The following is a 23,878-nucleotide window of genomic DNA, read 5'->3' on the forward strand; positions in this document are numbered from 1 at the left end:
AGATGAACACTCTAAAGGCTTAGAGGTAACAATCCATTACCTTTAATATAACTGTCAAAGGCATAGCAAATTACCCCAGAGTTGATTAGTATATGTTAAAAATTATTTGAAAACTGCATGGCGAATTTAATAATTATATCTTTTATTACTTTCTTCCTCGCCCTTTTTATCTCAGAGATAGATGCATTTTTAGATAGAGGTTCACATTCTGATATATTCTTTGAATCCCAGATAAGTTTTTCTTGTCTATTATATAAATAACATCTTACAGTCATACACAGGTCAGATTTCTCTGTCTCTTCATAAATATTTTCCACATCTGTTTCTAAAGAATAATTTACTATATCTATGATTAATTGTGCGTTAGTTCTCTCTTGGTCTACAAACTTTATCTTGTTAGATCTTTTTGAAAATTCATCAATGAGTTGTGTCCTAAATTCTGTGGGGATTTGGGGATTAGTAGTGGGATTTTTTATTTTTGATATATTTATAAGGGTAATATTTTCAGGTAGAGTAATCTGGGACGTGGATATTAAATGATATCCACATCCCAAAATATTTACAAAAAATATAAGAAGTATAAGTTTCTTTAAAAATCTTCTAAACCACAACATTGACCAATTTTCCAGGAATTACGATTATTTTTTTGATCTTTTTATCACCAATATGTCTTTTCACATTTTCATTTTCAATGGCCACTTTTTCTATCTCCTCTTTTGAATAATTCGCTGGAACAATTATTCTTGCCCTCAATTTTCCATTTACCTGAACCACAATTAGAACTTCATCTTTTACCAGTGCCTTTTCATCAATTGTTGGCCACGTACATTTTGCAAGGTGGGTGGTATATCCCATCTGCTCCCACAATTCTTCACATATATGGGGAGCCATTGGATAGAGAGTTGTTAACACAGTTGACCAGACAGATGAAAGTACTTTTTTATCTCCTTCTCCAGAGCCCAGTTTGTCCATTTTATCCTGTATTTCATTGACAAGTTCCATTATTGAGGCAATGGCTGTATTAAATTGATACTTTTCCTCTAAGTCATTGGTGATCTTTTTCAAAGTAGCATGTTCTTTATATCGAAGTTCTTTTGCCTCCTTTGAAAGTTTATCTGTTATCCTGGCAGCTGGACCAATAGGAATGAGTCTTGGTTTAAGTTTCTTTGACAGGTTCCATAAGCGATGTAAAAATCTATGGGCACCTTCAATTCCAGAATCACTCCACTCAAGCTCTTTTTCAGGGGGTGCAGCAAATAGAATAAATAATCTCGTTGTATCTGCACCATATTTTTGCACCATATGGTCAGGATCTACTACATTGCCCTTGGATTTACTCATTTTTGCCCCGTCCTTTAACACCATTCCCTGGGCAAGTAATCTTTGAAAGGGCTCATGAAAATCAAAGTATCCAAGGTCTCTTAATGCCTTGACAAAGAACCTTGAATATAAAAGGTGCAATATTGCATGTTCTATCCCACCAATATATTGATCACAGGGCATCCAGTATTTTAATGCCTCCTCATTAAATGGAGCACTATCTATTTTTGCATCAGTGTATCTAATAAAATACCAACTGGATTCAACAAAGGTATCCATTGTATCTGTTTCTCTTTTAGCTGGCCCTCCACATTTAGGACAGGTTGTATTCACAAATTCTTCGGAATCTGGAAGGGGTGATCTACCATCAGGATGGGTCTTTATATCAAGGGGCAAAACAACAGGAAGGTCTTTTTCTGGGACCAATTGGATCCCGCATTTGTCGCAATATATCACTGGAATAGGTGTTCCCCAATATCTTTGCCTGGAGATATTCCAATCCCTGATCCTGTAGTTCACACTCTTTTTAGCAATTCCCTTTGTCTCTAAATATTCAACAATCTTTTGTTTTGCCTCTTCATTAAAAAGTCCTGTAAAATCGCCAGAGTTTATTAAATATCCTTGTTCTGTATATGCGGCTTCAAGATCTTCTTCCTTCAATTCTTTATCTTTTGGTGTAATTACCACCTTTATTTTTTGATTATATTTTTTTGCAAATTCAAAATCCCTTTGATCATGGGCAGGCACAGCCATAACTGCGCCTGTTCCGTATTCCATAAGGACAAAATTTGCCACAAATATTGGCATTTTTTCATTAGTAACAGGATTAATACAATATTTACCTGTAAACACCCCTTCTTTTTCTAAGTCTTCAATATTTCTCTTTTTTGTGTCTATTTTTTTTGTCTTTTCAATAAATTTTAAGACCTCCTCTTTTTTGTCAGAGTCTTTAATAAGGTCTGGAATGAGTGGATGTTCAGGAGCAAGACTCATAAATGTTGCCCCAAACAAGGTATCTGGCCTGGTAGTAAAAACAGTTATTTTTTTATCTGACCCGTAGATTTGAAAATCTATCTCAGCACCCACGCTTTTGCCTATCCAGTTCCTTTGCATGGTAATGACCCTATCTGGCCATCCCCCTTCCAGTTTTTCAAGGTCCTTTAACAACTCTTCTGCATAATCAGTTATCTTCAAAAACCATTGAGCCAGCTCTTTTTGTTCTACAACTGACGAACACCTCCAGCAAAGCCCATCTTCTACTTGTTCATTTGCAAGCACTGTATGACAGGAAGGACACCAGTTTACGGGTGCTTTTTTTCTGTATACCAGTCCTTTTTTATAGAGTTGTATAAAAAATAGTTGTTCCCATTTATAATATTCAGGAAGGCAAGTAGCTAATTCCCGATCCCAATCAAGGGAATACCCGAGCCTTTTTAATTGGAACTTCATCTCATCAATATTTGAAAAGGTCCACTTGGCAGGATGAACTCCGTGTTTCACAGCTGCATTTTCAGCAGGGAGACCAAAGGCATCCCACCCCATGGGATGAAGGACATTATATCCCCGCATCCACTTATATCTGGCAATACAGTCGCCTATTGTATATACCCTTACATGTCCCATGTGAATCTTTCCAGAAGGGTATGGAAACATCTCAAGGACATAATATTTTGGTTTGTCTGATTTATGGGTTACATTAAAATATCTGTTTTTGTTCCAGATCTCCTGCCATTTTTTTTCTACCTCTTCAGGAACATATTTGTCCATTGCTGGTCTCCTCACGATTTTGCAATTTGTTTTCAAGGGTCTTTGCCACTGCATCTAAAATCCCATTAACAAACCTTTTTGAATTCTCATCTCCAAATGTTTTGCTAAGCTCAACAGCTTCATTTATAGCCACTTTAGTTGGAACATCTTCTCTATACATCATTTCAAATATTGCCAGTCTGAGTATTGTGAGTTCAACTTTGGCAATTCTACTTAATTTCCAGTTTTTTGAATGTTCTTCAATTATTTTATCTAATTCAGAAATATGGTCCAAAGTACCTTTTACAAGCTCTTTGGCAAACTGAGTGGCCCTTTCATTTATTGGCTCTTTTTCATCTGCGCTAAAATGGTCTATCATTTTTAAGTAGTTATTAATATCTTCTTGTTTAAAAAAATTAGAACTATATAAAATCTGAAAAGCTATTTTTCGTCCAACTCTCCTTGGGCCTTTTTTCCTTTTTTTAATGTTCTCCATATTAGAGGGTTCCATTCGGGTTTTTTGGGTTTATTGAGTTTATTGGGTTTATGGGTGAATAGGTTTATTGGGTTTGTTAGGTTCAACGCTTAACCCTTTAACCCTCTAACCCTCAACCCTTTAACCCTCAAACCCCTTTAATTGATTTATAACCTGCACAGTCTCTAAAGCGGCCTGCGCAGCCTCTGCACCTTTATTTCCTGCCTTACTCCCTGCCCGCTCGATTGCTTGCTCCAATGTATCTGTGGTGAGCACTCCAAAGGTTACAGGAATATTTGATTCTAGTGCTACATGGGCAATGCCCTTAGCCACTTCTGATGCCACGTAATCAAAATGAGGGGTTGCTCCCCGTATAACTGCTCCAAGGCAAATTACCGCATCTACCTTCTTGGACATAGCAACCCTTTTTGCAACAACAGGCATCTCAAAGGCACCAGGCACCTTTATTAAAATGATATCCTCTTCCAAAACCCCATGTCTTACTAAAAAATCAATTGCACCACTCACAAGCCTAGACACAATAAAATCATTAAATCTACTTGCAACTAAGGCAAACTTTAATCCTTTTCCTATTAATTTTCCTTCAATGGTTTTGATATTGTTCATTTTGTAACCTCTTGAGAAATTTTATTTAAGGATTCTTCGTCTAATAGGTGCCCCATTTTCTCTTTTTTGGTTTTAAGATATTTTCTATTCTCTTCACATACTGGTCCGATAATAGGAACCCTTTCTACTACTTCAAGGCCGTGTCCTTCAAGTCCAACTATTTTTTTGGGATTGTTGGTGAGCAGTCTCATCTTTGTAACACCCAAATCCACCAGGATTTGAGCCCCAATTCCATAATCCCTCAAATCAGGTTTAAATCCAAGGATCAAGTTGGCTTCAACTGTATCTTTACCCATATCCTGTAATTGATATGCCTTTATTTTATTTCCAAGACCAATCCCTCTACCTTCTTGCCTCATATAAAGGAGCACTCCTTTTCCTTCCTGTTCTATCATTTGTAAAGCCTTATGTAATTGAGGCCCGCAATCACAACGAAGAGAACCAAAGACATCTCCAGTTAAACACTGACTGTGAACCCTCACTAAAACAGGTTCTCCTTCTTTTATTTCACCTTTTACAAGGGCTAGATGGACATAATCGTCAATATCGCTTTCATAGGCGATAGCCTTAAATTCTCCAAATTTTGTAGGCAGCCTTGCCTCTGCAATCCTTCTCACCAGGGAATCAAATTTTGATCTATATCTAATTAGGTCCTCAATTGTAGCTATTTTTAAATTGTGTTTTTTTGCAAATTCAATGAGATCAGGCATCCTGGCCATGTTGCCATCATCCCTCATAATTTCGCAAATAACAGCAGCAGGTTTTAAACCTGCCAGACGGCATAAATCAACACTTCCTTCAGTCTGTCCTGCCCGAACCAACACTCCTCCTCTTCTTGCCCTTAGGGGGAATACATGACCAGGGGTGGAAATATCTTCTGGGGTTACGTCGTCTTTTACTGCAGTCAAAATAGTTGTTGCCCTATCATAGGCAGATATACCTGTTGTCACACCCCTTGCAGCTTCAATTGAAACAGTAAATGCTGTCCCAAATCTGGATTCATTTCGTCTTGGCTGGAGATCTAACTTTAATTTGTCAACTAGCTCTGGAGCCATGGCCAGACAAATAAGACCCCTTCCATATTTGGCCATAAAATTGATTGCCTGGGGTGTTACTTTTTCTGCAGCAATGGTTAAATCACCTTCATTTTCTCTGTCTTCATCATCTACCAAAATTATCATCCTGCCCTTTCTAATTTCATTTATTGCTTCTTCTGTTGAACACAATACTGATTGCGCGTCTTGATTTTTTGTCATGGTTCTTATCCTTAAATTAAAAATTATTTTTGGGATTAAAGTGTATCTCCAAATTTTTTACAGACTTGATATAAAAAAGCAAATTAAAATCCATGTTCCCGCAAAAAATCAATAGTTAATCCTTTTTTTTCACTATTTTTTTTCCATGGAGAAACCATTTTTTCTATATATTTTCCCACTATGTCAAATTCAGTATTAACCTTTGTCCCTACTCTCCACTGGGAAATAGTGGTTTTAATTTTGGTCTCTGGTATTATGTTTATCTCAATAAAATTTGAGCCACACTGATTTATGGTCAAGCTAATGCCATCAAGGGCAATGGAGCCTTTTTCTACCACATATTTTGAAAATTCTTCTGGAAAATTTAATGTATATTTTGTGGATTTACCTACCTCTTTTATCTCTTTAACAACAGACAAACAATCTACATGTCCTGATACCAGATGGCCGCCAAGACGGTCAATTAGCCTAATAGCCCTTTCTAGGTTCACCTTGGTTCCTGTGGTGATATTCCTTAAATTGGTCCTTTTTAGGGTCTCTTCAGAAGCATATACAGAAAAAATCTCACCATCATTTCTCTCAACAGTTAAGCATGCCCCATTTACAGCTATGCTCTCTCCTATCTCTATATTTTCAAATTGAGGATTAGGGGAAATAGAGATCCTCAAATCCCTGCCCAATATCTCTGTTTTTATTATTGTCCCAATGGCCTGAATAAGACCTGTAAACACCTAAATATCTCCTTTTGGAATTAAGTGAATCAAAAGGTCTGTATCTATTTTTCTATAATCTATTATATCAAATTTGTGCGCATCTTTGATTTTAGAGATTGTGTTTCCAGAAAAAGAACTCTTAGCTCTATCATCACCTAAAATAATAGGAGCTATAAAGAGAAAAATTTCATCTGCGAGTTTGTTTTTAACAAGGCTTTGTGCGAGCCTACCTCCGCCTTCACACAAGACATAATAGCAGTTTAAATCTGAGAAGAGTTTAGATAATTCTTGATAAAGATTTATATATCCATTTTTTTTCTCTGTATGTATAATTTTTACCCCTTTTTTCTGCAGTCCCTTTATTTTTTCATAATCAGATTCTGTAGTTATAAAAATAGTTTTTTTAGGCCTGGATTTTATCAAATAATATTCTGAATCAGGATCAGGTAATCTAGAGGTTATAATAGCTGCAAAGGGATCTTTTTTCTCCTTTGCCTCAATCCTAGGAGTGAGCTTTGGATTATCATTAAAAAAGGTATTGCCGCCAATTAAGATGCAGTCGACTTTGGCTCGTAAGTTGTGCACAAATTTTCTGGATTTTTGAGAGCTGATCCACTTTGAATCACCATTTTCTGTTGCAATCTTTCCATCCAGAGTTTGGGCAAGTTTTAAAAAAATATATGGTCTTTTTTTCTTATTCCAAACAATAAAATCCCTTATCAAATTTTTGCACTGGATTTCATTAAACCCTATATCCACTATTACGCCTTTTGATTTTAAAAATTCAGCACCCCCACCCTCTACATTTGGGTTTGGATCCAGCGTGCCAATGTTAACCCTTTTAATATTGTGTTCTAAAATGGCGTGTGTACAAGGGGGAGTCTTGCCATAATGGTTACAGGGCTCTAAAGTAACCCATAATGTAGAATCTTTAATGTCACATCCCTTTGATAGAGCGTCTTTAATAGCAGCTACTTCTGCATGGTCTTCGCCGTATCTTCTGTGATATCCCTGGCCAAGGATGGTATTTCCTTTTGTTATAACTGCGCCAACACAGGGATTGGGGGCAGTATATCCCATGCCTTTTTTGGCAAGGGATATTGCGAGCTCCATAAATTTACTCTTTTTTGGATTTTCATGAATATGTGTCATTTTTTATCGCTGGTTAAAGTTGGGGAGTTGAAGTTGTTAGTTAGTAGTAATTAATAGTTATTTGTTATTTAGGGTAAATCTAGTTTGTATAAATTGATTTTTGCTTCTTCTAACATGGCTTTAGATAGTTCATCTGGATAACCTTCAAGGTAATAGATATTTTTAACATTGCAATTAATAAGCATTTTTGTACAAATTAGACATGGATGATGGGTACAATATAGATCACAACCTTTAAGTGAGATTCCATGGACGGCAGCCTGAATAATAACATTTTGCTCTGCATGTAGTCCCCTACACAACTCATGTCTTTCACCTGATGGAATCTTTAATTTTTCTCTTAGACATCCAATATCAAGGCAATGTGCAATTCCAGATGGTGCTCCATTGTATCCTGTAGCAAGTATTCTGTTATCCTTAACAGCAACAGCTCCAACTTTTCTGCGAATACAAGTGGACCTTTCAGCGACCATTTGAGCAATTTTCGCAAAATAGATATGCCAGTCAATCCTCTTATCTTTCATTATAACTACACATACCCCCTTTCACTCCAATAACCACGAATAACTATCAAATAACTATTAATAACTACTGACACTACTCACAACTATCAATCACTACCTCTAACTACCTAATATTAGATGTCTGCAGGACGCTGATAGCTAATTAGCTACCCTGCTTTGTTGAAAATTCATGGAAAATATTTATAAAAATCCTTTCTCTGCAAAATTCTCATAACCTCTATTTTTTCCCCATGAATTTCGATTCCTATTCTGTAATCTCCTATCCTAATTCTATATCTACCTTTGCTCCCCTTTAGTCGTTTCAAACCTGGAATTTTTTCAATTTTTTCAACACATGGCAAGTCTTCAAATACTAATTGGTAAATTTTATCGTAAATTTTCAACTTTTTTAGTTTCTTTAAATCTTTCAAAAATAATTTTCTATAACTTACTTCCATTATTCTGGTTCAGACAAAAATCTCAACGCTTGTTCTTTTGATAATAATGGTGTGTCTTTAGCTTCATCCATAGCTTTATTCAAACAATAATCTTCAATATTTTCTATAATTTCCTCCACTGATTGAGGAAATTCTGGAAAGATCTTTTTCCATATATCAATAGGAATGAATATTCCTTTTAATTTACCGCGTGTATCTGTAAGATATTCTATGTCAATCATTTAACTCTATCTCCACTTTTGGAAATTTCTTACTACACAACAACCACTAAATAACTAAAATTACTATCCCCCCTATTCCCCATCATATCTTTTGAACAAAATACAGGCATTTGTACCCCCAAAACCAAAGGAATTACAAAGGACATAATTAATTTTTTTATTCCTTGCCCCTTCAGGGACATAATCAAGGTCACATTCAGGATCTGGATTTTCTAAATTAATAGTGGGTGGTATCTTTTCGTGGTAAATGGAAAGCACGCTGAACACTGCCTCAGCTCCTCCTGCTGCGCCCAACATATGCCCAATCATGGATTTATTTGCTGTTATAGGTATGTTGTATGCGTGTTTTCCAAAGACCTTTTTTATTGCTCGTGTCTCGCATATATCATTTAATGGAGTGGAGGTGCCGTGGGCGTTTATATGATCAACCTCCTCTGGGGCAATATCAGCTTCTTTTAAGGCGGCCTTCATGGCCGAGGCCATTCCTTCTCCGCTTTCATCAGGAGCAGTTATATGATATGCATCTGCAGATGCTCCAAATCCAACTATTTCCGCGTAAATTTTGGCACCCCTTTGTTTTGCGTGTTCTAACTCTTCTAAAAGAATCAACCCACATCCTTCTGAAATAACAAATCCATCCCTATCTCTGTCAAAAGGCCTGGATGCCTTTTCTGGTTCATCATTTCTTGTGGATAGTGCCTTCATAGCATTAAATCCAGACACAGCCATGGGAGTTATAGTTGCTTCAACACCCCCACAGATCATGGCCTTTGCCCTACCAAGTTTAATATCAGAATATGCATATCCAATACTGTGACAACCAGAGGCACAAGCAGATGTTGTGACCATATTAGGGCCTTTTGCCTTGGTTAATATTGCTATTTGTCCTGCTGCAATATTGGATATTAGTTTTGGAATATAAAAAGGTGAGACCCTGGATGGACCTTTTTTTAAAAGTTTTTCATGGAATTCTTCTAATGTTTCTATTCCACCTAGTCCACAACCCAAAACAATTCCTATGTGATTACAGTTTTTTTCATGGACCTCAAATTTTGCATCATTAAGAAGCATCTTTGCAGCAGCAACTGCATAATGATTAAACCTATCCATCCTTTTTACTTGCTTTTTAGGGATGAATTTTTCAGGCGCAAAGTCCTTGACCTCTCCAGCTATTTTGGTATCATATTGAGAACAATCAAATCTTGTGATATAGGAGATACCTGATTCACCTTTAATGAGTCTCTGCCAGGATGTTTCAACGTCATTGCCCAACGGCGTAATTGCTGCCACCCCTGTTACAACCACACGTGTATTTTTCATAACCTCACCTCTTATATTATGTTCGGGTTGAGGACTGATGTTTACCTAAAGGGGGCAATACCCCCTTTTTTATTTTCATTTTTTCACCTTTGATTCAATGTAGTCAATCACATCCTGTACTGTTCTTAATTGTTGAGCTTCTTCATCGTCAATTTCCAGATCAAATTCATCTTCCATTGCCATTATGAGTTCTGTTAGATCTAACGAGTCAGCTCCTAAATCATCTACAAATGAGGCTTCTGGTACAATCTGTTCTGGATCAACATCCAATTGCTCAGATACTATTTCTTTGATTTTTTCCAGTAGTTCAGACATGTATTTCTCCTCCTGTTTTTTTTCTTTTTTATTTTTTAAAGGTACAATCCTCCGTTTATAGAAAACACCTGCCCTGTAATGTAATTAGCCTCTTCTGAGGATAACCATGCAACTAAAGATGCCACGTCTTCTGGGGTGCCAAATCTCTTTAAGGGGATTTTGGATAGGTAGGCTTCTTTGGTCTTTTGGTCAAGTTCCTTTGTCATTTCTGTGGTAATAAACCCTGGTGCAATGGCGTTTACTAAAATGCCCCTGGGAGCAAGCTCTAGCGCAACTGCCTTGGTAAGTCCTATAATTCCTGCTTTAGAAGCGCAATAATTGGCCTGTCCTGGATTTCCTGAGAGGGCAACAACAGAAGTTATATTGATAATCCTGCCATATCTCTGCCTGACCATTATTTTGGCAGCTTCTTGAGTGCAGTAAAAAGTACCATTTAAATTAACCCCTATTACCTTATTCCATTGCTCCTCCTTCATCCTTAGGATTAGACCATCATTTGTTATGCCCGCATTATTCACCAGTACATTCAAGAAAACCTTGTTTTTTATATTACTTTTAAAGAAATCTTCAACTTCCTCCTTTTTGCTCACATCTACCTTAAAAGCCCTGGCTTCTCCACCTAGAGTTTGAATTTGAGCAACCACTTCATTTGCAAGATCATCCCTCGAGACATAAGTAAAATAGACAACAAAGCCTTTTTCAGCCAATTTAATGGAAATGGCCTTACCTATTCCCCTTGAGCCTCCCGTGACAATGGCAGCCTTTGGTAAATTATTTTTATCTTTTCCCATAGAGTGCCCTTTATTTCATTAAAATTTTAAAATAACACTGGCAACTGTAAAACCTGCGCCAAAAGTAGCGAGCAAAACCAGATCACCCTTTTTAATCCTTCCATATGAATAGGCCTCGCTAAGTGCCAAAATAATTGACGCAGCAGAGGTGTTTCCATATTTATCCACATTAATAAAAACTTTTTCCATTGGTATATTCATCTTCTTTGCTATGGCCTCAATTATCCTGTAATTAGCCTGATGAGGGATAAAAAGATCAACGTCTTGAGAGGTAAAATTATTTTTTTTAAGTATATGTTCACTGATTTCTGTCATGTTTCTAACTGCATGTTTGAAAACCTCTCTTCCCTTCATTCGGGCAAAATATTTTTCGCTGACCCTTTGGCCCAGCGCAAAAGGCTCAGCAGATCCCCCTTCTAATCCAACCATGAGCAAATGACCCAGTTCCCCTATAGTTTTTAACTCAATATCTATTACTTGGGAAATTATTTGCGGACATCCATCTAAATGGCCTGTGACAATGGCAGCACCTGCTCCATCCCCAAATAAGACACAGGTATTTCTGTCTTTAAAATTCATTCTAGAGGAACATACTTCGCTGCCCACCACAAGGACTTTTGCTTCAGGTTTGTTGGCAACAATACCTCTCGCAAGTTCAAGTCCATAGGTAAATCCAGAACATCCAGCTGCTATATCTATGGCCATTTCACATTTTTTTGAGCCTAATTTAGCCTGAAGCAGACAGGCAGTGGCAGGAGCACAATAATCTGATGTAAATGTTCCCACTATTACATGGGTTATGTCAATAGGATCTAGTTTGGCATTTTCTAAGGCATTTTTGGATGCATTATAGGCCAGATCAGAACAAGCAACTCCTTTTTTTGCTATCCTCCTAGCCTTTATTCCAGTCCTGGTGGTAATCCATTCATCAGAAGTATCCACCATTTGTTCCAGTTGTTTATTGGTTAAAATATTCTCTGGTACGAAATGTCCCAATCCTAAGATAATCATATTATTTTTGTTCTTTAATGACTCCATATCCTTCTGTTTCTTTTTTGGTTGTTTCCTTTGGAGTGATTGTAGTAGTAGAAAGTAAATTTTTCAATCTATAGAATCTTGTTATCTCAGGATGTATTTCCAGCTGTTCCTTAATTTTTTCTACAATATTCATCTTTGCAAAGGCTGCTCCCATTTTAGTAGCCTGGGTAATGGATTTTTCAGTTGAACTCCCATGACATACTATCACACATCCCTTTAATCCAAGGAGAGGAGCACCACCATACTCCTCATAATCAAACCTCCGGATGAGCCTTTTAAAGGCTGGTCTCGCCAGAAATCCTCCGAGTCTTGTTAATATACCTTTCTTAACTTCTTTTTTTAAAACATCGCTAAAAGACTTTGCCAGACCTTCACATAATTTTAAAGCTATATTTCCAACAAAACCATCACAAACAGCAATATTAACTTTATTTGTAAAAATATCTCTACCTTCAATGTTGCCAATAAAATTTAAAGAGGTTTTTTTTAACAATTGGTATGCTTCATTGACCTGTATATTCCCTTTTCCCTGTTCTTCACCAATATTTAATAATCCAACACAAGGAGACTTTACATTGAGAATGTTTTTGGCAAATATATCGGCCATTATTGCAAACTGTACTAAGTGTCTTGGTTTAGAATCAATATTTGCTCCCACATCAATAAGGATCAAAGGCTCTTTTTCCCTGGGGATTATTGTTGCCAGTCCAGGCCTATCAATACCCTTTATTCTTCCGATTGAAAACATTCCACAAGCCAATGTAACACCTGTGTGTCCAGCCGAGAGGACACCATCAGCCATCTTTTCTTTAACTAAATTACATGCTACTTGAATTGATGTGTTTTTCTTACGCCTTAAAATATATGATGGCTTATCGTTCATATCCGCAACATTTTCTGCATGTACCACCTCAATGTCAATATCTTCTGTTTGATGCTTTTCCAGTTCTTCTCTTATATCCATGTCTCTGCCAACAAGAATAAGAGAAATGTCCTTTTCCCTCGCTGCTTTTAAAACACCTGGAATAACAACAGAGGGGCCATGGTCACCCCCCATAACATCAATTGCCAGACGCGGCTTTGTGTCATTAATCTTCTTCATCTTTTCCTAAATAGGACCTTCCTGCATATCTTCCGCAAGATGGGCACACGCGATGTGGCAGAGTAGGGTAGCCACATTCACACTCAATCACATTTGGAACAGGTACCCTGTGATGGGATCTACGCATTCCCTTTCTTGATTTTGATGTACGTTTTTTTGGAACTGCCATTGTTTTTACCCCTTGTTATTTTTATTTTTTTAAATATTGCCAGTCTAGGATCTCCTAAATCCTTTCCACAATTGCAAGAATATAAATTTAAATTGATACCACACCTAGGACAAAGCCCTTTACAATCCTCTTTACATAAAATTTTTTGGGGAATGTTCAATACAAATCTTTCCCACAATAGACCTTTTAAATCTAAAAAAAGCTCCCCTTTTTGCTCCACAATAAAGGAAATATCTAAGGAATCATCTTCTTTTGGTTTTTCAATTATTCTGAATAAATCCTCAATTTTTATCTCAGCTTTTTCTAAACATCTATCACATAAGGTTTCTATTGTACCAACAAAAAGCCCTTTTATTATGCAACAATCACCCTCTCTTTGAATGAAGAGCTCCACGTGGATATCTTTTTTGATTTCATAAAAAAGTTTATATTCTTTAATTTGATCTAACCAGATGTTTTGATCATCTATGGTTAGTTTTAATCCCTTTGAAGGGATATCCCTGAGTCTAATAAAATAAATCTGTTCCATAAAAACCTCGTATGCAAAGGTAGTAAATCTATTTCTACCGCATGAGTTTGTCAAGGACAATATCACAAGGGCAGCAATTCTCGGTGAGGGACAAATTAGATCATTTTAGATGTTTTATCTCCTTCTTTCAGATTCAAAAAACTATCTATGATTTTTTGATGTCTTTATTTTAAATTATTGAAACATTGAAAAATAATGGCATATCTTCTTGTGATCCAAAACTGCTCTCCTTAATCATTGAGAATAAACTTCAATCTTACTTCAAAAATGTTCAATGTCCAAGATGTCAATCAAATATGCGTCATAATAAAGCGGTGAATATCAGTAAATATGTCACCAAAAGTTATTTTATTTTTGATCATCAATCAACCTTTTTAAAAAAAATCTGTAGTTCCTGAGCAATATATTTTTACCTATCCCCTGTGCCTCATACCAATGAATTTCAGCCAGACACAATTTTCCATCTTTTAATTTTACTTTAGCGATTCCTTTCAATTTTCTCCATCGTCCTTTCCCATAAGTTCTTTCTAACCGTTTTAATTCCCGGATAGACTTTCCAGTAGCTATGGTTTCTCTGTTTGTAATCTGGGTTAATATTTCAAAGTACAATTTTTACTTATTTCCTAGTGAATTTGAAAATTATTGTGACTCTCTTTTTACCAATTATCTCATTTGTTGTCTATATGAGCAACCCTAAACTTGAAAATTATCCATCAATTTTGTCAAAAAAATTAAATTATATTTCTCACCGAGAATTGCTGATTTTTTCACAATCTCTTTGACATTAGGGGTAGTTTAAGTTATATTTTTTACATTTAAAACCATCCTTAAAAGGACAAAGATATGTTTTGGACGGGATTCTTTTATGAGTAAGGCAGAATACACGACTATTCGGGTAAATAGATTATGTCAAGCCCACAAAAAAATGATTATTTCTAATAAACTTGTAAGGATATATAAAGGAAACTAGTATGGAAAGTAATTTAAGTAAAAAAAAGAAAACAATAGAAAAAGAATTATTAGATTTACCTGTAGAAGAATTGTTAGAAGTAGAACAGATAATAATGAAAATTGTTAGACAAAAGATAAGAGATCAAAAGAGAGATGAATGGAAAAAAGATTTTTTGGAAATTTCAGAATGGACTCATTTGAAAGATAATGAAGTTAAGGTTGATAAATGGACAATAGAGAAATTTTAGTAGATACCAGTGTTATAATTGATTTTTTACGTAAGAAAAACAAGAGGAAGAGTCTGTTATGGGAAATTAAAGAAGAAGATTTTAATTGTATTATTTCCAGTATAACAGTTTTTGAATTATATACTGGTGCTGTAACGTCAAGACATATAAAGGATTTAGAAAAGATATTAAAATTGTTGGAGATTGTATCTCTAACAAGAGAGATAGCTGAACAATCTGCAGAAATATATAAAAGATTGAGAAGAAAAAACCAGTTAATAGAATTTAGAGATATTTTTATGGGGGCAACATCTATGGTGCTAAATATACCATTAATAACTTTTAATGAAGAGCATTTTAAAAGGATAAAAGGGATAAAAATATTTAATAAAGACATCTAACGAATAAGGTTAGATTGTGAGAGCGAGCGTAAGAGAGCGAACCACAATCTGAACCGTTTGTTGGACAAGCCCGGTTAAATATAGAAAATATCTTTTTGTGGCTATGGAGTGTTGATCAAGGAAAGTGGTGGTAAGGGGCAAACGAATAAGGTTAGATTGTGAGAGCGAGCGTAAGAGAGCGAACCACAATCTGAACCGTTTGTTGGACAAGCCCGGTTAAATATAGAAAATATCTTTTTGTGGCTATGGAGTGTTGATCAAGGAAAGTGGTGGTAAGGGGCATTGGTTGGATTAACCAATGCTATGGGAAGTTGATTTGTTGTTGCGATTGTCATTTTTTTTAATATCCAGGCAATTTTCAGGTAAAAAATTCTGTTTTTAGGGTATAACTATCCTTTGCCGGGGATTTTAAAAGATCTCCGGTTTTTTGAATCATATATGGTTTGAGCTTACATAATCATCCTCCCAGCCCCTTTCATGTACAATAACCAGGTTGCGATGGTAATAATCCAGGTATCATTGTTTTTATAATCTTCATGCTATTTCCACAGAGGGGGCAGACTATTGACGGTTTTGGTTTTCGTTTCCATTTGGTGAATGGATTAATACGGAGTATCAACTGTAAAAAACAGATTAATTTCTTGCTGCATGAGTGAAGAAAGCCATAACTTCTGCTTCTTCTAAAGCCTTTAGGCAATACATGGAGCATAATGAGATAGAGGAAGTATTCACCTGAAACGGTTCTGGTTTTATATTGCCTGGTTTTGGCATGGAAGTATCTGAAGGTGACCTTTCCGTTTTTGCATTTTAAGATGTCCTTTTCCCGAATAACTCCTCTGTAAAGATAATTGCCAAGATAGACAATGGCCTTTTCAGCGTTTCCGACGTTTTTACAGTGGACGATCCATTTTTTGGAGCAATTTTTGGGGAGTCTAAGTTTTGCATCTACAATGGCGTGCAGGAGTTTAGCCCTAAACACGGTTCCAAGAGCCTTTTGGTTAAAGAGGTATTTAGTGGATTTTGTTCGCCACAGCCCTGTTTTTGTATTGATGCTGGCTGCAGGCATGATTACATGGATGTGGGGATGATAGTTAAGGTTGCGGGAATGGGTATGAAGTACGGCAATAAAGCCTGCTGCACCGCCAAGTTTTTTATCGTTTTTTACAAAAGTCTTCAAGGTTTCCTGGACAGATTCAAACATCAGGGAATAGAAGGTTTTTTGATTTTTCCATGCCAGGTTTCTGAGCTGAGTGGGAAGAGTAAATGTAATCAGCCAGTAAGTAGCGGGAAGTTTTTTGCTCAACTGATTTTCTATCCATTGCTGGTTTTCATGGTTCTGGCAGTGAGGACAACTTCTGTGTCCACATGAATGTGGAATATAAACGGTGTGGGAGCAGTTATCATTTGAGCACCGTGCTAACATGAGAGGGCCATGTTTATCCCTGCAATGTTCCATGACATGTAGGGCCTTTTTATGGTCCGGCAGGACGAAATTTTTATACTTTACAAAAAAAGAATCTTTGAATTGGGTTATGATAGAAGAAAGGTAAATCATTGCACATCTCCCCATCTGATTTCAAGGTGATTGCTGAGGAAGTTTGCAGCCTTTTGAGCATTGGTTCCGGTTTTGTTGGTAAGGTGTGTGTATTTTGAGGTTGTGAGGATGCTGACATGCCCCAGGATTTTCTGTAATTCTACAAGGTCAACTCCGGCCTCCAGCATATGTGTCGCATAACTGTGGCGAAGAGAGTGACATGAAATTTTTTTTCTAATTTCTAGTTCTGTGACAACTACTTTCATGGCAGTCTGGATGCCACTTCTATCCAGTGGTTTGTCAACAAGATGGGCGTTTTTACGACCTCTTTTGCGATTTGGGAATATAAAGCGTGGATGTTTGTGAACTCTCCAAAAATTTCTGAGTACCTGTAAGGTTTTCCGTGGCAATGGGACTAATCTATCTTTTCTGCCCTTGGCATCACGAATATGAACCCTCATGTTTGTATAGTCGATATCTCCGAGGTGAAGCTCAATTCCCTCACCCAACCGCAATCCCAATGAATAGAGTGTGAAAAAGAAAACTTTGTAACTCAAACTTCTGGTAGCTGTTATTAATCGTTGAAGTTCTTCTATAGTCAGAATATCAGGAATTCTGGATGTTTTTGGCGGTTTAATCAAAGGGATATTTTCCCATGTTTTTTTCAGCACATAGGAATAAAAAAATTTGAGACCATAGAGATCGAGCTTGACGGCACTCCAGGAGTGGCTTGCCCGAAGATCGTTGAAGTAATCCAGAAGCTGGTCAGAGGATAGGTCGGATATTTTACAATCAACCTAAAATTTGCATCATAAGATAATGTTTAGCTTGACAATATAGTGAATTAATGGTATAAAGTGTTTCAAATAGGAAGTATGAAGGAGGCACTGATTCTATGCGTAGATTCCATGTTAAGTTCACTGAAAAAAATCTTACGGGCAACGCCGGACTGGTATTGCTGGGCCTGTTTGCTGACAAACTGAAGCTTCCCAAGATGCTTGAGCAACACATTACTATTAAGCGGGGAGCTACCGCACAGTATAAGGTTTCCGACATTATCATGATTTTGATGATGGCAGTGTTAGCTGGGGCTAAGCATATGAGCCATGTATTTATCCTAAGATCTGATTTAGCATTGAGGTCGCTTTTTAAATGGGAAAGGTTTCCTGACTATACTACCATAAATCGGGTTTTTAAGTTGTTTAATCCCCGACATTGCAATGAGCTCTCCGATGTAGAAACAAAAGTGCGCAAAAAGGTTTGGGGTAAAAAATGGTTTAGCCGCATCACTTTAGATTTGGACTCTACAGTGCGTGGGGTGTATGGGAAACAGGAAGGTGCCGAGAAGGGTTACAACCCCAAGAAGCCAGGACAAAGGGGATATCATCCGCTCCTTTGCTTTATTGCTGAGACGCGGGAATGTCTTCACAACTGGTTTAGAGCCGGAGATGCTTATTCAGCCAATGGTTGTGTAGAGTTTATGCAAGAGTGCTTTGCCAAGCTTCCAAGGAGAGTCTGGAAAATTATTGTACGTGCAGATTCCGCCTTTTTTAATGGAGAACTTTTAGACTACTTAGAAGAGGCTCATGCTTTGTACTTAATCAAGGTTAAGATGCGAGGACTCACTCAGCTTTTAGAAGCTCAGAAATGGCACAAGGTTAAAAATAGACCTGGCTATGAGAAGACCGAATTCACATACAAATGTGAGAGGTGGAAACACCCCCGCCGGTTTGTGGCCGTACGTCAAGTAATAGAGAGCAAATTTAGTTGCTTTTTTTTCAGCGTTACAAAGACTGAGTATGATTATTTTTGTTATGTAACAAATATGAACCTGAGTCCCTGGGACGTCCACAGGTATTATTGCCAACGGGGGGCCAGTGAAAACTGGATTGAGTGGTGTAAGGGACAGATGGCCTCTGGAAGCATTTTGACACAGGATTTTTGGGCCAACTCCGCCATATTCCAGACCTGTATTCTGGCTTACAATCTACTGGTTTGGATGATGTGGCTCAACGATGAAGATGGTTTTAGAGAAGAGCCCAACACAATCCGCATGTTTCTAATCCATGTTCCAGCTCGGCTGATGCATGCGGGACGACAATGGTTCCTTCGATTATCGAGGGATTATTTTTTCAAAGAACGTTGGATAAAGATAGAAAATTCCATCCGGTCATTACAATTTGCTTAATCTTTTTTTGAGAGTATCCTCCAAAATAGGATTTTGCGTAAGTCCATGTGCAGTGGTGTGCCTTTACACACCCGTAAAGAGTGCCACTGACCGCAGCTTCTACCTGAAAAAGCCTTCCAAGTCACAATGAGGGAGACATATCCTTTAACATAACAGCTCCATATCTAGGTATCTCTGTCCAGAACAATCAGTTGCTTACGATTGAACTGTAATTGCAGATTTTAGGATCAAAGTAATTTCCGATTCGCCTAAGTGCCCTAGAATATGCCTCAATTGTTTTTGGCTGAAATCCGCTTAATTTCAGTAACTTAACATGTTTTTGATAATAAGCATTGAATTTGGGGTCAGTGGGCATGTTTGTGTTCATTATAACCTCCTAATTTAAGAGCCTCTTCTTGGCTCAATACTAGCTAACCTTTTATCACATAAACTTTATATTGCAATCATTAATTATCCGAAGTATAATTACCTAAAATTGCTTGCCGCTTTAGCGGCTTCGTCCAACAAGGCGCTCAAGCTGACCGCCAATTCGCTGCGCTCATTGGTGGCACCTTAGCTTTAACGTTAGATTGATTTATAAAAGACAGAATTATCTTTCAATAATTATAGTCTACTTAAAATTATGCCCTATATTTCAATATTTTTCGGAATAATTATTCGTATGTTTTATAATGAACATGAGCCTCCCCATTTTCACGCATATTATCAAGGACTGGATGGAATTTTTGACTTAGAAGGAAATTTAATTAAAGGAAATATTGAAAAATCTAAGACTGCTTTAAAATTAATAAAAGAATGGGCAGAACTTCATAAAAAGGAGTTAGAAGAAAATTGGAAAAGAATCAAAAAAGGTGAATCATTAAGAAAAATAGAACCTTTAAAATAATATTAATGGAGAAAAAAGATGTTGGAGAGATTGAAATATTTACCAAAGATTATAGATGCTAAATATGTTGGTAATTTTACGATAGATGTAGAATTTGATAATGGAGAGAGAAAGAGAATAAACTGTCACAAATATTTAAAGGGAAAAATTTTTGAAGAATTGAAAGACGAAGAAAAGTTTAAAGAATTTTTTATAGATGGATATACAGTATGTTGGCCTAATGGAGCAGATATAGCTCCTGAGACTTTATATCTTGAAGGAGAAAATTTCTAACAAACCACTCCAGCAGACGGGCAAATGGCCCGCCGCTGAGTTTGGTTGTTAGCGCGATAAACATATTTATTACTCCCTCCCCTCGCTCAGCAGTTCTCGGTGAGTTTGTAAACGTAGAATTTATAAATATCTACTATAACTAAATAAAGTCATAAAATCAAATTATTTCTCACCGAGAATTGCTGCTCTTCGCTCATTATACTTGACAGACTCAATTTATTTCTATATCGTATATACAAGATAGCAAAATAAAAATTTGTTATCATTTTTCAGATAAATAAAGGAGATAAATAAATGAGACCAGTATGACAACTCAAATGATTATAAGACTTGATTTTTCCTTAAACTGGACTTTCCCCTTTTTTAGGTCAAAATACAACAAAAAAACTGTAATATCAAGATGTTATCTGGATATTTTTTGTAAGACCCCACCTTTTATTTTGTAGCCAAATACAGAAAGTATTTCAGCCTGGAGGGGAGTTGGTTCCTCTATTATCCTTATAGGCTTTCTTTTACCTGAATGCCAACAAAGGCAACTATGTAAGGATCTCATTGAATCCATTATTTTATCGAGAGTGTTCACCTAAAGATAGATAAAAATCTTTGCTGATATTGGGCAAAAATTTCAGGATCAGTTAATGCATGCCATAATTTCATTGATGCATGAACCATTTCTTCCTTTTTAGATACAACTTTCGTCCTACGTGTCATTCGTCCAAGATGATGTCTTGTATTGCTATTATCTCTTTCTATTGTTACTGTTCCTCTTTTTCCTATTATATGGCGCTCTCGCGGCAATACCTTCTTAAAAGCTTCCCAATCATCTGTATAAAAAACACAGTCCTTCAATTGTTCAAGTTTTTTGTATAACCGTCTGAAGGTTGAAGCATCACGATTGCCAATAACCCAGGCAATAGTTCGCCCTCTGCTACGATCCAACGCCTTGATAATCCATATTTTGTTTTTTTTGACTGGATAAAATGCCACATCTCATCAAATTCTATTTCTTTTATCTCATTAGATATAACTGGTTCTGGAAGTGATTCGGCTTCCTCTTTTATCCATCGGTAAGTCAATGAACGAGAAACTCCAAATAATTTAGCTAAAAAGCCAAATGATGCTTTACCAAGAGAATAAAGAATAACTGCAAGAGCTTTTTTTACTTTCAGAGATTCTTTTCTCCTTGCATCTCCTATCACAAAAGTTCGTGAACAGTTCTTGCAGAGATACCGCTGTTTTTTACGAACAAAACCATTTTTGACGACTTGCGTTGAATTACAATGCTTGCATACAACCATTTTCTCCCTCCCATTATTTTGGTTGGGATAACTTATATTATATTTCTATCTAAATGTAAACACTCTCAAACAGATTACAGACAACAGATCACTCACACAGATCACAGATAACCTATGATCTATGAATTTATCATGCACCTGAATTGATGACATGTTATCCTCTCTTAAGTTTTTTATACGCTTTCCAAATACACAAGCTCCCAGCCGTGATAAACAATGATAACCTTTTTCAGCTTCTTTCCCTTTGCTATCCAATGTTTTACCTTCTCATCCTGCTCTGATTCATCTAACTGGCTCTTTGCTTCATCTATTAGTTTTGTAATTTTGAGATTGTGTGAAGTGGTATTTTGGCTTCTTTTTAAGTATTTCAGTTCTATTAATGCAAAGTATTCTACATAGGGGTTTCTTGGATATAGTGCTATGTCTGCAAATCTTTTGTTTAGCTCTGGCTCACTTATTACAAAGTAGTAATCGCACAGGTTAAGGTAGGTAAGGTGTATGGCTTTGATTGTCTGTTCCCCTTTTATGTAGTCCCTTATGCTTGTGGATTCTTTTATCTTTTCCCCTAAAAATCTGAATACTTCCAGGTTTCCATTTAAGGCAAATTCTGCTAATTTGTCTGAAAATTTGTTTAAATTTATTTTAAATATGTTTCCGCTCTCCAGTATCTTCTTTATGTATTCTGCTGTTATTTCCTTTATTGTGTTATTTGGAAGTCTTAGCTCAAGTTTTAATTTTTTATCTTCTATTGTCAAAAGCCCGAGATAATACATAAGGGATATGAAGTTGTCTTCGTCTATGAGTTCAAATGCGCTGAATGCATCCTTTATCTTTGATGTTGTGATTGTCTCTCCATTTATGACTTTTTCCAAGACATTGAAGTTGCCATTTAGCTTTTTTCCTGTGTAAACTAACCACTTCAGCTTGCCATAATCTGTCCTTATGTTCAGGTCTGCAAGTTCTGAAGGTGGTTCTCCTGTATAAACAAAGCTTTTTACATAATGCCAGATCATATCTGAATTATAAATCTTTTCTTTTGATTTTGCTGAAAATCTGTAGTTGTTATACCAGCTATTAAGAAGTTCAAAATCTGGCTCTATCTCGTAATATTCAAGTATCTCAGCTACTTCTTCTTTTGTAAATCCAAGCATTGAGTTAAGATTGGGATTGTTTGTTGCAAAATCTCCTATGTTAAATCCACTTGTTACATCAAACATCACCATAGGAGTTACTCCAGTAATAAAGAGCCTCTTTAGTGGCCCTCCTTTCATGTCTGTTGCGCTTTTAAGTATCTTAAAGAAGTGTTTGAATATTGATTCCTGCCCTTTTACAAGCTGTTCATATTCTGCCTTTTCTTTGCTCAGCAACTCATTTGCAAAGTTGTCATATTCGTCTATCAGGCAGTAAATTCTCAAATCATATTTGTCTCCTAAGCTGAGTAAATACTTTAATTTTTCAATGCCATCCCTTATATCATTAAGTTTGTCTTCTGTTATCTTATATGCTCTTATAAACCTATCTATTGCAATGTTTACGGTGCTATTGAAACTTTCTTTATAGTTGTGACTATCAACTTCACTAAAGTTAAACCTCAAAATCTTAAATTTATTTGCAAGTTCAGTTTTGTTTTCTAATATCCATGTATCTTTAAAGATTTCTTCAAATTCATCTTTGCAGTTTTCGTCATAATAGTAATGAAGCATTGAGATAAAGAGGGATTTGCCAAATCTTCGAGGACGGATGATGAAAAGGTATCTTGGCAGATCCTCAATTATTGGGATAAACCTTGTCTTATCAACATAATAGTAATTATCAAGCATTATTTCCTTAAATTCGCTTAATCCATAAGGGATCTTTTTCTTTTTCATAACTTGCTCCTGTTTTGTATTTTTTACCTTTTAGACATAACCACATCTTTTCCATAGTTGATGGTAATGGGTTTTTGTACACCTTTTGTTACTTTCTCTACCTTGAGCTTTAGATAAGGGCTCATCTCCACTACAGTGATCTTTCTGTCTCCATTTGTATCTGCATAGCCATCAAGGGCTTTCAGCACAAAATAGGTGAAGTGGCCATGTCCTCTGTATCCTTCATTTGCAAGTACTACAGTGATCTTTCTGTCTCCATTTGTATCTGCATAGCCATCAAGGGCTTTCAGCACAAAATAGGTGAAGTGGCCATGTCCTCTGTATCCTTCATTTGCAAGTTGCTGGGATGTTGCTGCAGATAGCACATGTATGCCTGAGCCTATGGAAAATCCCATAAGCCTTGATTCATAAAGGTCTGCAATTGTCCAGTCCACTGCTCCTGCATGGCATGTGTCAAGGATCATCACCAACGCTCTTCAAGAGCCTCTAATAACATCTCCTGGGCATCTAATAGTAA

Annotated in this window: 29 protein-coding genes and 1 pseudogene; 5 read left to right on the forward strand and 25 right to left on the reverse strand. The window is 36.5% G+C overall.

Annotated elements, in window-relative coordinates; all coding sequences use genetic code 11:
- Positions 1-95 precede the first annotated feature (95 nt).
- The 18 genes and pseudogenes from lptE to ACYQ1E_RS08685 all read right to left on the reverse strand — a co-directional run bounded on the left by lptE (position 96) and on the right by ACYQ1E_RS08685 (position 14,344).
- Positions 96-614 carry an LPS assembly lipoprotein LptE gene (gene lptE, locus ACYQ1E_RS08600; protein ID WP_459877934.1) on the reverse strand — a complete coding sequence of 173 codons (519 nt, stop codon included), beginning with the start codon at positions 612-614 and terminating at the stop codon, positions 96-98.
- Positions 601-3,087 (reverse strand): leucine--tRNA ligase, encoded by a 2,487-nt coding sequence (gene leuS, locus ACYQ1E_RS08605; protein ID WP_459877937.1) that lies wholly within the window; start codon positions 3,085-3,087, stop codon positions 601-603. The genes lptE and leuS overlap by 14 nt, the downstream gene beginning before the upstream one ends.
- Entirely contained in the window at positions 3,068-3,562 is a 495-nt protein-coding gene (gene nusB / locus ACYQ1E_RS08610) for a transcription antitermination factor NusB (RefSeq protein WP_459877940.1), read from the reverse strand. The genes leuS and nusB overlap by 20 nt, the downstream gene beginning before the upstream one ends.
- Positions 3,563-3,682: 120 nt before the next feature.
- Entirely contained in the window at positions 3,683-4,168 is a 486-nt protein-coding gene (ribH, locus tag ACYQ1E_RS08615; RefSeq protein ID WP_459877943.1) for a 6,7-dimethyl-8-ribityllumazine synthase, read from the reverse strand.
- Positions 4,165-5,424, reverse strand: coding sequence for a bifunctional 3,4-dihydroxy-2-butanone-4-phosphate synthase/GTP cyclohydrolase II (locus ACYQ1E_RS08620; protein ID WP_459877946.1), 1,260 nt, complete (start codon positions 5,422-5,424; stop codon positions 4,165-4,167). The genes ribH and ACYQ1E_RS08620 overlap by 4 nt, the downstream gene beginning before the upstream one ends.
- A gap of 83 nt (positions 5,425-5,507) precedes the next feature.
- Positions 5,508-6,155 carry a riboflavin synthase gene (locus tag ACYQ1E_RS08625; RefSeq protein WP_459877949.1) on the reverse strand — a complete coding sequence of 216 codons (648 nt, stop codon included), beginning with the start codon at positions 6,153-6,155 and terminating at the stop codon, positions 5,508-5,510.
- Entirely contained in the window at positions 6,156-7,289 is a 1,134-nt protein-coding gene (ribD, locus tag ACYQ1E_RS08630; RefSeq protein ID WP_459877952.1) for a bifunctional diaminohydroxyphosphoribosylaminopyrimidine deaminase/5-amino-6-(5-phosphoribosylamino)uracil reductase RibD, read from the reverse strand.
- Between the two features lie 68 nt (positions 7,290-7,357).
- Entirely contained in the window at positions 7,358-7,813 is a 456-nt protein-coding gene (locus ACYQ1E_RS08635; protein WP_459877955.1) for a deoxycytidylate deaminase, read from the reverse strand.
- Positions 7,814-7,980: 167 nt separating this feature from the next.
- Positions 7,981-8,250 carry a type II toxin-antitoxin system RelE family toxin gene (locus ACYQ1E_RS08640; RefSeq protein ID WP_459877958.1) on the reverse strand — a complete coding sequence of 90 codons (270 nt, stop codon included), beginning with the start codon at positions 8,248-8,250 and terminating at the stop codon, positions 7,981-7,983.
- On the reverse strand, positions 8,250-8,471 hold the full coding sequence (locus tag ACYQ1E_RS08645; RefSeq protein ID WP_459877961.1) for a hypothetical protein: 222 nt from the start codon (positions 8,469-8,471) through the stop codon (positions 8,250-8,252). Before ACYQ1E_RS08645 ends, ACYQ1E_RS08640 begins: the two co-directional genes overlap by 1 nt.
- Positions 8,472-8,543: 72 nt before the next feature.
- On the reverse strand, positions 8,544-9,791 hold the full coding sequence (gene fabF, locus ACYQ1E_RS08650) for a beta-ketoacyl-ACP synthase II (protein ID WP_459877964.1): 1,248 nt from the start codon (positions 9,789-9,791) through the stop codon (positions 8,544-8,546).
- A 75-nt stretch (positions 9,792-9,866) separates the two neighbouring features.
- Positions 9,867-10,106, reverse strand: coding sequence for an acyl carrier protein (acpP, locus tag ACYQ1E_RS08655; protein WP_459877967.1), 240 nt, complete (start codon positions 10,104-10,106; stop codon positions 9,867-9,869).
- 35 nt (positions 10,107-10,141) lie between these two features.
- The gene (fabG, locus tag ACYQ1E_RS08660) at positions 10,142-10,897 is read right to left on the reverse strand and encodes a 3-oxoacyl-[acyl-carrier-protein] reductase (RefSeq protein ID WP_459877970.1); all 756 of its coding nucleotides are present in this window, start codon (positions 10,895-10,897) and stop codon (positions 10,142-10,144) included.
- Positions 10,898-10,915: 18 nt separating this feature from the next.
- Entirely contained in the window at positions 10,916-11,935 is a 1,020-nt protein-coding gene (locus tag ACYQ1E_RS08665) for a beta-ketoacyl-ACP synthase III (protein WP_459877973.1), read from the reverse strand.
- Between the two features lie 73 nt (positions 11,936-12,008).
- Positions 12,009-13,037, reverse strand: a pseudogene (plsX, locus tag ACYQ1E_RS08670) (phosphate acyltransferase PlsX); the annotation flags it as partial.
- Positions 13,024-13,206: a 50S ribosomal protein L32 gene (gene rpmF / locus ACYQ1E_RS08675; RefSeq protein WP_459877975.1), complete on the reverse strand. Its 183-nt coding sequence runs from the start codon at positions 13,204-13,206 to the stop codon at positions 13,024-13,026. The gene rpmF and the pseudogene plsX, both read right to left, overlap by 14 nt.
- Positions 13,157-13,735, reverse strand: coding sequence for a YceD family protein (locus tag ACYQ1E_RS08680; RefSeq protein ID WP_459877978.1), 579 nt, complete (start codon positions 13,733-13,735; stop codon positions 13,157-13,159). The genes rpmF and ACYQ1E_RS08680 overlap by 50 nt, the downstream gene beginning before the upstream one ends.
- A gap of 348 nt (positions 13,736-14,083) precedes the next feature.
- Positions 14,084-14,344: a hypothetical protein gene (locus tag ACYQ1E_RS08685; RefSeq protein ID WP_459877981.1), complete on the reverse strand. Its 261-nt coding sequence runs from the start codon at positions 14,342-14,344 to the stop codon at positions 14,084-14,086.
- A 362-nt stretch (positions 14,345-14,706) separates the two neighbouring features.
- On the opposite strand from ACYQ1E_RS08685, the gene ACYQ1E_RS08690 reads away from it, so the two are divergent.
- Positions 14,707-14,934 carry a hypothetical protein gene (locus ACYQ1E_RS08690; protein WP_459877984.1) on the forward strand — a complete coding sequence of 76 codons (228 nt, stop codon included), beginning with the start codon at positions 14,707-14,709 and terminating at the stop codon, positions 14,932-14,934.
- The gene (locus ACYQ1E_RS08695) at positions 14,913-15,314 is read left to right on the forward strand and encodes a type II toxin-antitoxin system VapC family toxin (RefSeq protein ID WP_459877987.1); all 402 of its coding nucleotides are present in this window, start codon (positions 14,913-14,915) and stop codon (positions 15,312-15,314) included. Before ACYQ1E_RS08690 ends, ACYQ1E_RS08695 begins: the two co-directional genes overlap by 22 nt.
- Before the next feature lie 475 nt (positions 15,315-15,789).
- On the opposite strand, the gene ACYQ1E_RS08700 is transcribed toward ACYQ1E_RS08695, so the two are convergent.
- Positions 15,790-16,869: an IS91 family transposase gene (locus ACYQ1E_RS08700; RefSeq protein ID WP_459877990.1), complete on the reverse strand. Its 1,080-nt coding sequence runs from the start codon at positions 16,867-16,869 to the stop codon at positions 15,790-15,792.
- Positions 16,866-17,489 carry a tyrosine-type recombinase/integrase gene (locus ACYQ1E_RS08705; protein ID WP_459877993.1) on the reverse strand — a complete coding sequence of 208 codons (624 nt, stop codon included), beginning with the start codon at positions 17,487-17,489 and terminating at the stop codon, positions 16,866-16,868. The genes ACYQ1E_RS08700 and ACYQ1E_RS08705 overlap by 4 nt, the downstream gene beginning before the upstream one ends.
- Positions 17,490-17,743: 254 nt before the next feature.
- Between ACYQ1E_RS08705 and ACYQ1E_RS08710 the strand changes: the two genes are divergently transcribed.
- Positions 17,744-19,036 (forward strand): IS1380 family transposase, encoded by a 1,293-nt coding sequence (locus ACYQ1E_RS08710; protein ID WP_459874805.1) that lies wholly within the window; start codon positions 17,744-17,746, stop codon positions 19,034-19,036.
- A 187-nt stretch (positions 19,037-19,223) separates the two neighbouring features.
- Here ACYQ1E_RS08710 and ACYQ1E_RS08715 read toward each other — a convergent pair whose 3' ends face one another.
- Entirely contained in the window at positions 19,224-19,403 is a 180-nt protein-coding gene (locus ACYQ1E_RS08715; protein ID WP_459877995.1) for a hypothetical protein, read from the reverse strand.
- A 255-nt stretch (positions 19,404-19,658) separates the two neighbouring features.
- Between ACYQ1E_RS08715 and ACYQ1E_RS08720 the strand changes: the two genes are divergently transcribed.
- Positions 19,659-19,922: a DUF4160 domain-containing protein gene (locus ACYQ1E_RS08720; RefSeq protein WP_459877998.1), complete on the forward strand. Its 264-nt coding sequence runs from the start codon at positions 19,659-19,661 to the stop codon at positions 19,920-19,922.
- Positions 19,923-19,940: 18 nt separating this feature from the next.
- Positions 19,941-20,195 carry a DUF2442 domain-containing protein gene (locus tag ACYQ1E_RS08725; protein ID WP_459878000.1) on the forward strand — a complete coding sequence of 85 codons (255 nt, stop codon included), beginning with the start codon at positions 19,941-19,943 and terminating at the stop codon, positions 20,193-20,195.
- A gap of 579 nt (positions 20,196-20,774) precedes the next feature.
- Here the strand turns inward: ACYQ1E_RS08725 and ACYQ1E_RS08730 are convergent.
- The 4 genes from ACYQ1E_RS08730 to ACYQ1E_RS08745 all read right to left on the reverse strand — a co-directional run bounded on the left by ACYQ1E_RS08730 (position 20,775) and on the right by ACYQ1E_RS08745 (position 23,825).
- Entirely contained in the window at positions 20,775-21,134 is a 360-nt protein-coding gene (locus ACYQ1E_RS08730) for an IS1 family transposase (protein ID WP_459874973.1), read from the reverse strand.
- A complete protein-coding gene (locus ACYQ1E_RS08735) occupies positions 21,041-21,493 on the reverse strand; it encodes an IS1/IS1595 family N-terminal zinc-binding domain-containing protein (protein WP_459874971.1) in 453 nt (150 codons plus the stop codon). Before ACYQ1E_RS08735 ends, ACYQ1E_RS08730 begins: the two co-directional genes overlap by 94 nt.
- A 173-nt stretch (positions 21,494-21,666) precedes the next feature.
- Positions 21,667-23,361: an AAA family ATPase gene (locus ACYQ1E_RS08740; RefSeq protein WP_459878002.1), complete on the reverse strand. Its 1,695-nt coding sequence runs from the start codon at positions 23,359-23,361 to the stop codon at positions 21,667-21,669.
- A 23-nt stretch (positions 23,362-23,384) separates the two neighbouring features.
- Entirely contained in the window at positions 23,385-23,825 is a 441-nt protein-coding gene (locus ACYQ1E_RS08745) for a hypothetical protein (RefSeq protein ID WP_459878004.1), read from the reverse strand.
- Between the last annotated feature and the right edge of the window lie 53 nt (positions 23,826-23,878).

It is taken from the genome of Desulfothermus naphthae (assembly GCF_054657475.1).

Coding starts and splice junctions, on each gene's coding strand:
- lptE (WP_459877934.1), bottom strand. CDS start 614: ATGTTGTGGTTTAGAAGATTTTTAAAGAAACTTATACTTCTTATATTT.
- leuS (WP_459877937.1), bottom strand. CDS start 3,087: ATGGACAAATATGTTCCTGAAGAGGTAGAAAAAAAATGGCAGGAGATC.
- nusB (WP_459877940.1), bottom strand. CDS start 3,562: ATGGAGAACATTAAAAAAAGGAAAAAAGGCCCAAGGAGAGTTGGACGA.
- ribH (WP_459877943.1), bottom strand. CDS start 4,168: ATGAACAATATCAAAACCATTGAAGGAAAATTAATAGGAAAAGGATTA.
- ACYQ1E_RS08620 (WP_459877946.1), bottom strand. CDS start 5,424: ATGACAAAAAATCAAGACGCGCAATCAGTATTGTGTTCAACAGAAGAA.
- ribD (WP_459877952.1), bottom strand. CDS start 7,289: ATGACACATATTCATGAAAATCCAAAAAAGAGTAAATTTATGGAGCTC.
- ACYQ1E_RS08635 (WP_459877955.1), bottom strand. CDS start 7,813: ATGAAAGATAAGAGGATTGACTGGCATATCTATTTTGCGAAAATTGCT.
- ACYQ1E_RS08640 (WP_459877958.1), bottom strand. CDS start 8,250: ATGGAAGTAAGTTATAGAAAATTATTTTTGAAAGATTTAAAGAAACTA.
- ACYQ1E_RS08645 (WP_459877961.1), bottom strand. CDS start 8,471: ATGATTGACATAGAATATCTTACAGATACACGCGGTAAATTAAAAGGA.
- fabF (WP_459877964.1), bottom strand. CDS start 9,791: ATGAAAAATACACGTGTGGTTGTAACAGGGGTGGCAGCAATTACGCCG.
- acpP (WP_459877967.1), bottom strand. CDS start 10,106: ATGTCTGAACTACTGGAAAAAATCAAAGAAATAGTATCTGAGCAATTG.
- fabG (WP_459877970.1), bottom strand. CDS start 10,897: ATGGGAAAAGATAAAAATAATTTACCAAAGGCTGCCATTGTCACGGGA.
- ACYQ1E_RS08665 (WP_459877973.1), bottom strand. CDS start 11,935: ATGGAGTCATTAAAGAACAAAAATAATATGATTATCTTAGGATTGGGA.
- rpmF (WP_459877975.1), bottom strand. CDS start 13,206: ATGGCAGTTCCAAAAAAACGTACATCAAAATCAAGAAAGGGAATGCGT.
- ACYQ1E_RS08680 (WP_459877978.1), bottom strand. CDS start 13,735: ATGGAACAGATTTATTTTATTAGACTCAGGGATATCCCTTCAAAGGGA.
- ACYQ1E_RS08690 (WP_459877984.1), top strand. CDS start 14,707: ATGGAAAGTAATTTAAGTAAAAAAAAGAAAACAATAGAAAAAGAATTA.
- ACYQ1E_RS08695 (WP_459877987.1), top strand. CDS start 14,913: ATGGACAATAGAGAAATTTTAGTAGATACCAGTGTTATAATTGATTTT.
- ACYQ1E_RS08700 (WP_459877990.1), bottom strand. CDS start 16,869: ATGATTTACCTTTCTTCTATCATAACCCAATTCAAAGATTCTTTTTTT.
- ACYQ1E_RS08710 (WP_459874805.1), top strand. CDS start 17,744: ATGCGTAGATTCCATGTTAAGTTCACTGAAAAAAATCTTACGGGCAAC.
- ACYQ1E_RS08715 (WP_459877995.1), bottom strand. CDS start 19,403: ATGAACACAAACATGCCCACTGACCCCAAATTCAATGCTTATTATCAA.
- ACYQ1E_RS08720 (WP_459877998.1), top strand. CDS start 19,659: ATGCCCTATATTTCAATATTTTTCGGAATAATTATTCGTATGTTTTAT.
- ACYQ1E_RS08725 (WP_459878000.1), top strand. CDS start 19,941: ATGTTGGAGAGATTGAAATATTTACCAAAGATTATAGATGCTAAATAT.
- ACYQ1E_RS08735 (WP_459874971.1), bottom strand. CDS start 21,493: ATGGTTGTATGCAAGCATTGTAATTCAACGCAAGTCGTCAAAAATGGT.
- ACYQ1E_RS08740 (WP_459878002.1), bottom strand. CDS start 23,361: ATGAAAAAGAAAAAGATCCCTTATGGATTAAGCGAATTTAAGGAAATA.
- ACYQ1E_RS08745 (WP_459878004.1), bottom strand. CDS start 23,825: ATGATCCTTGACACATGCCATGCAGGAGCAGTGGACTGGACAATTGCA.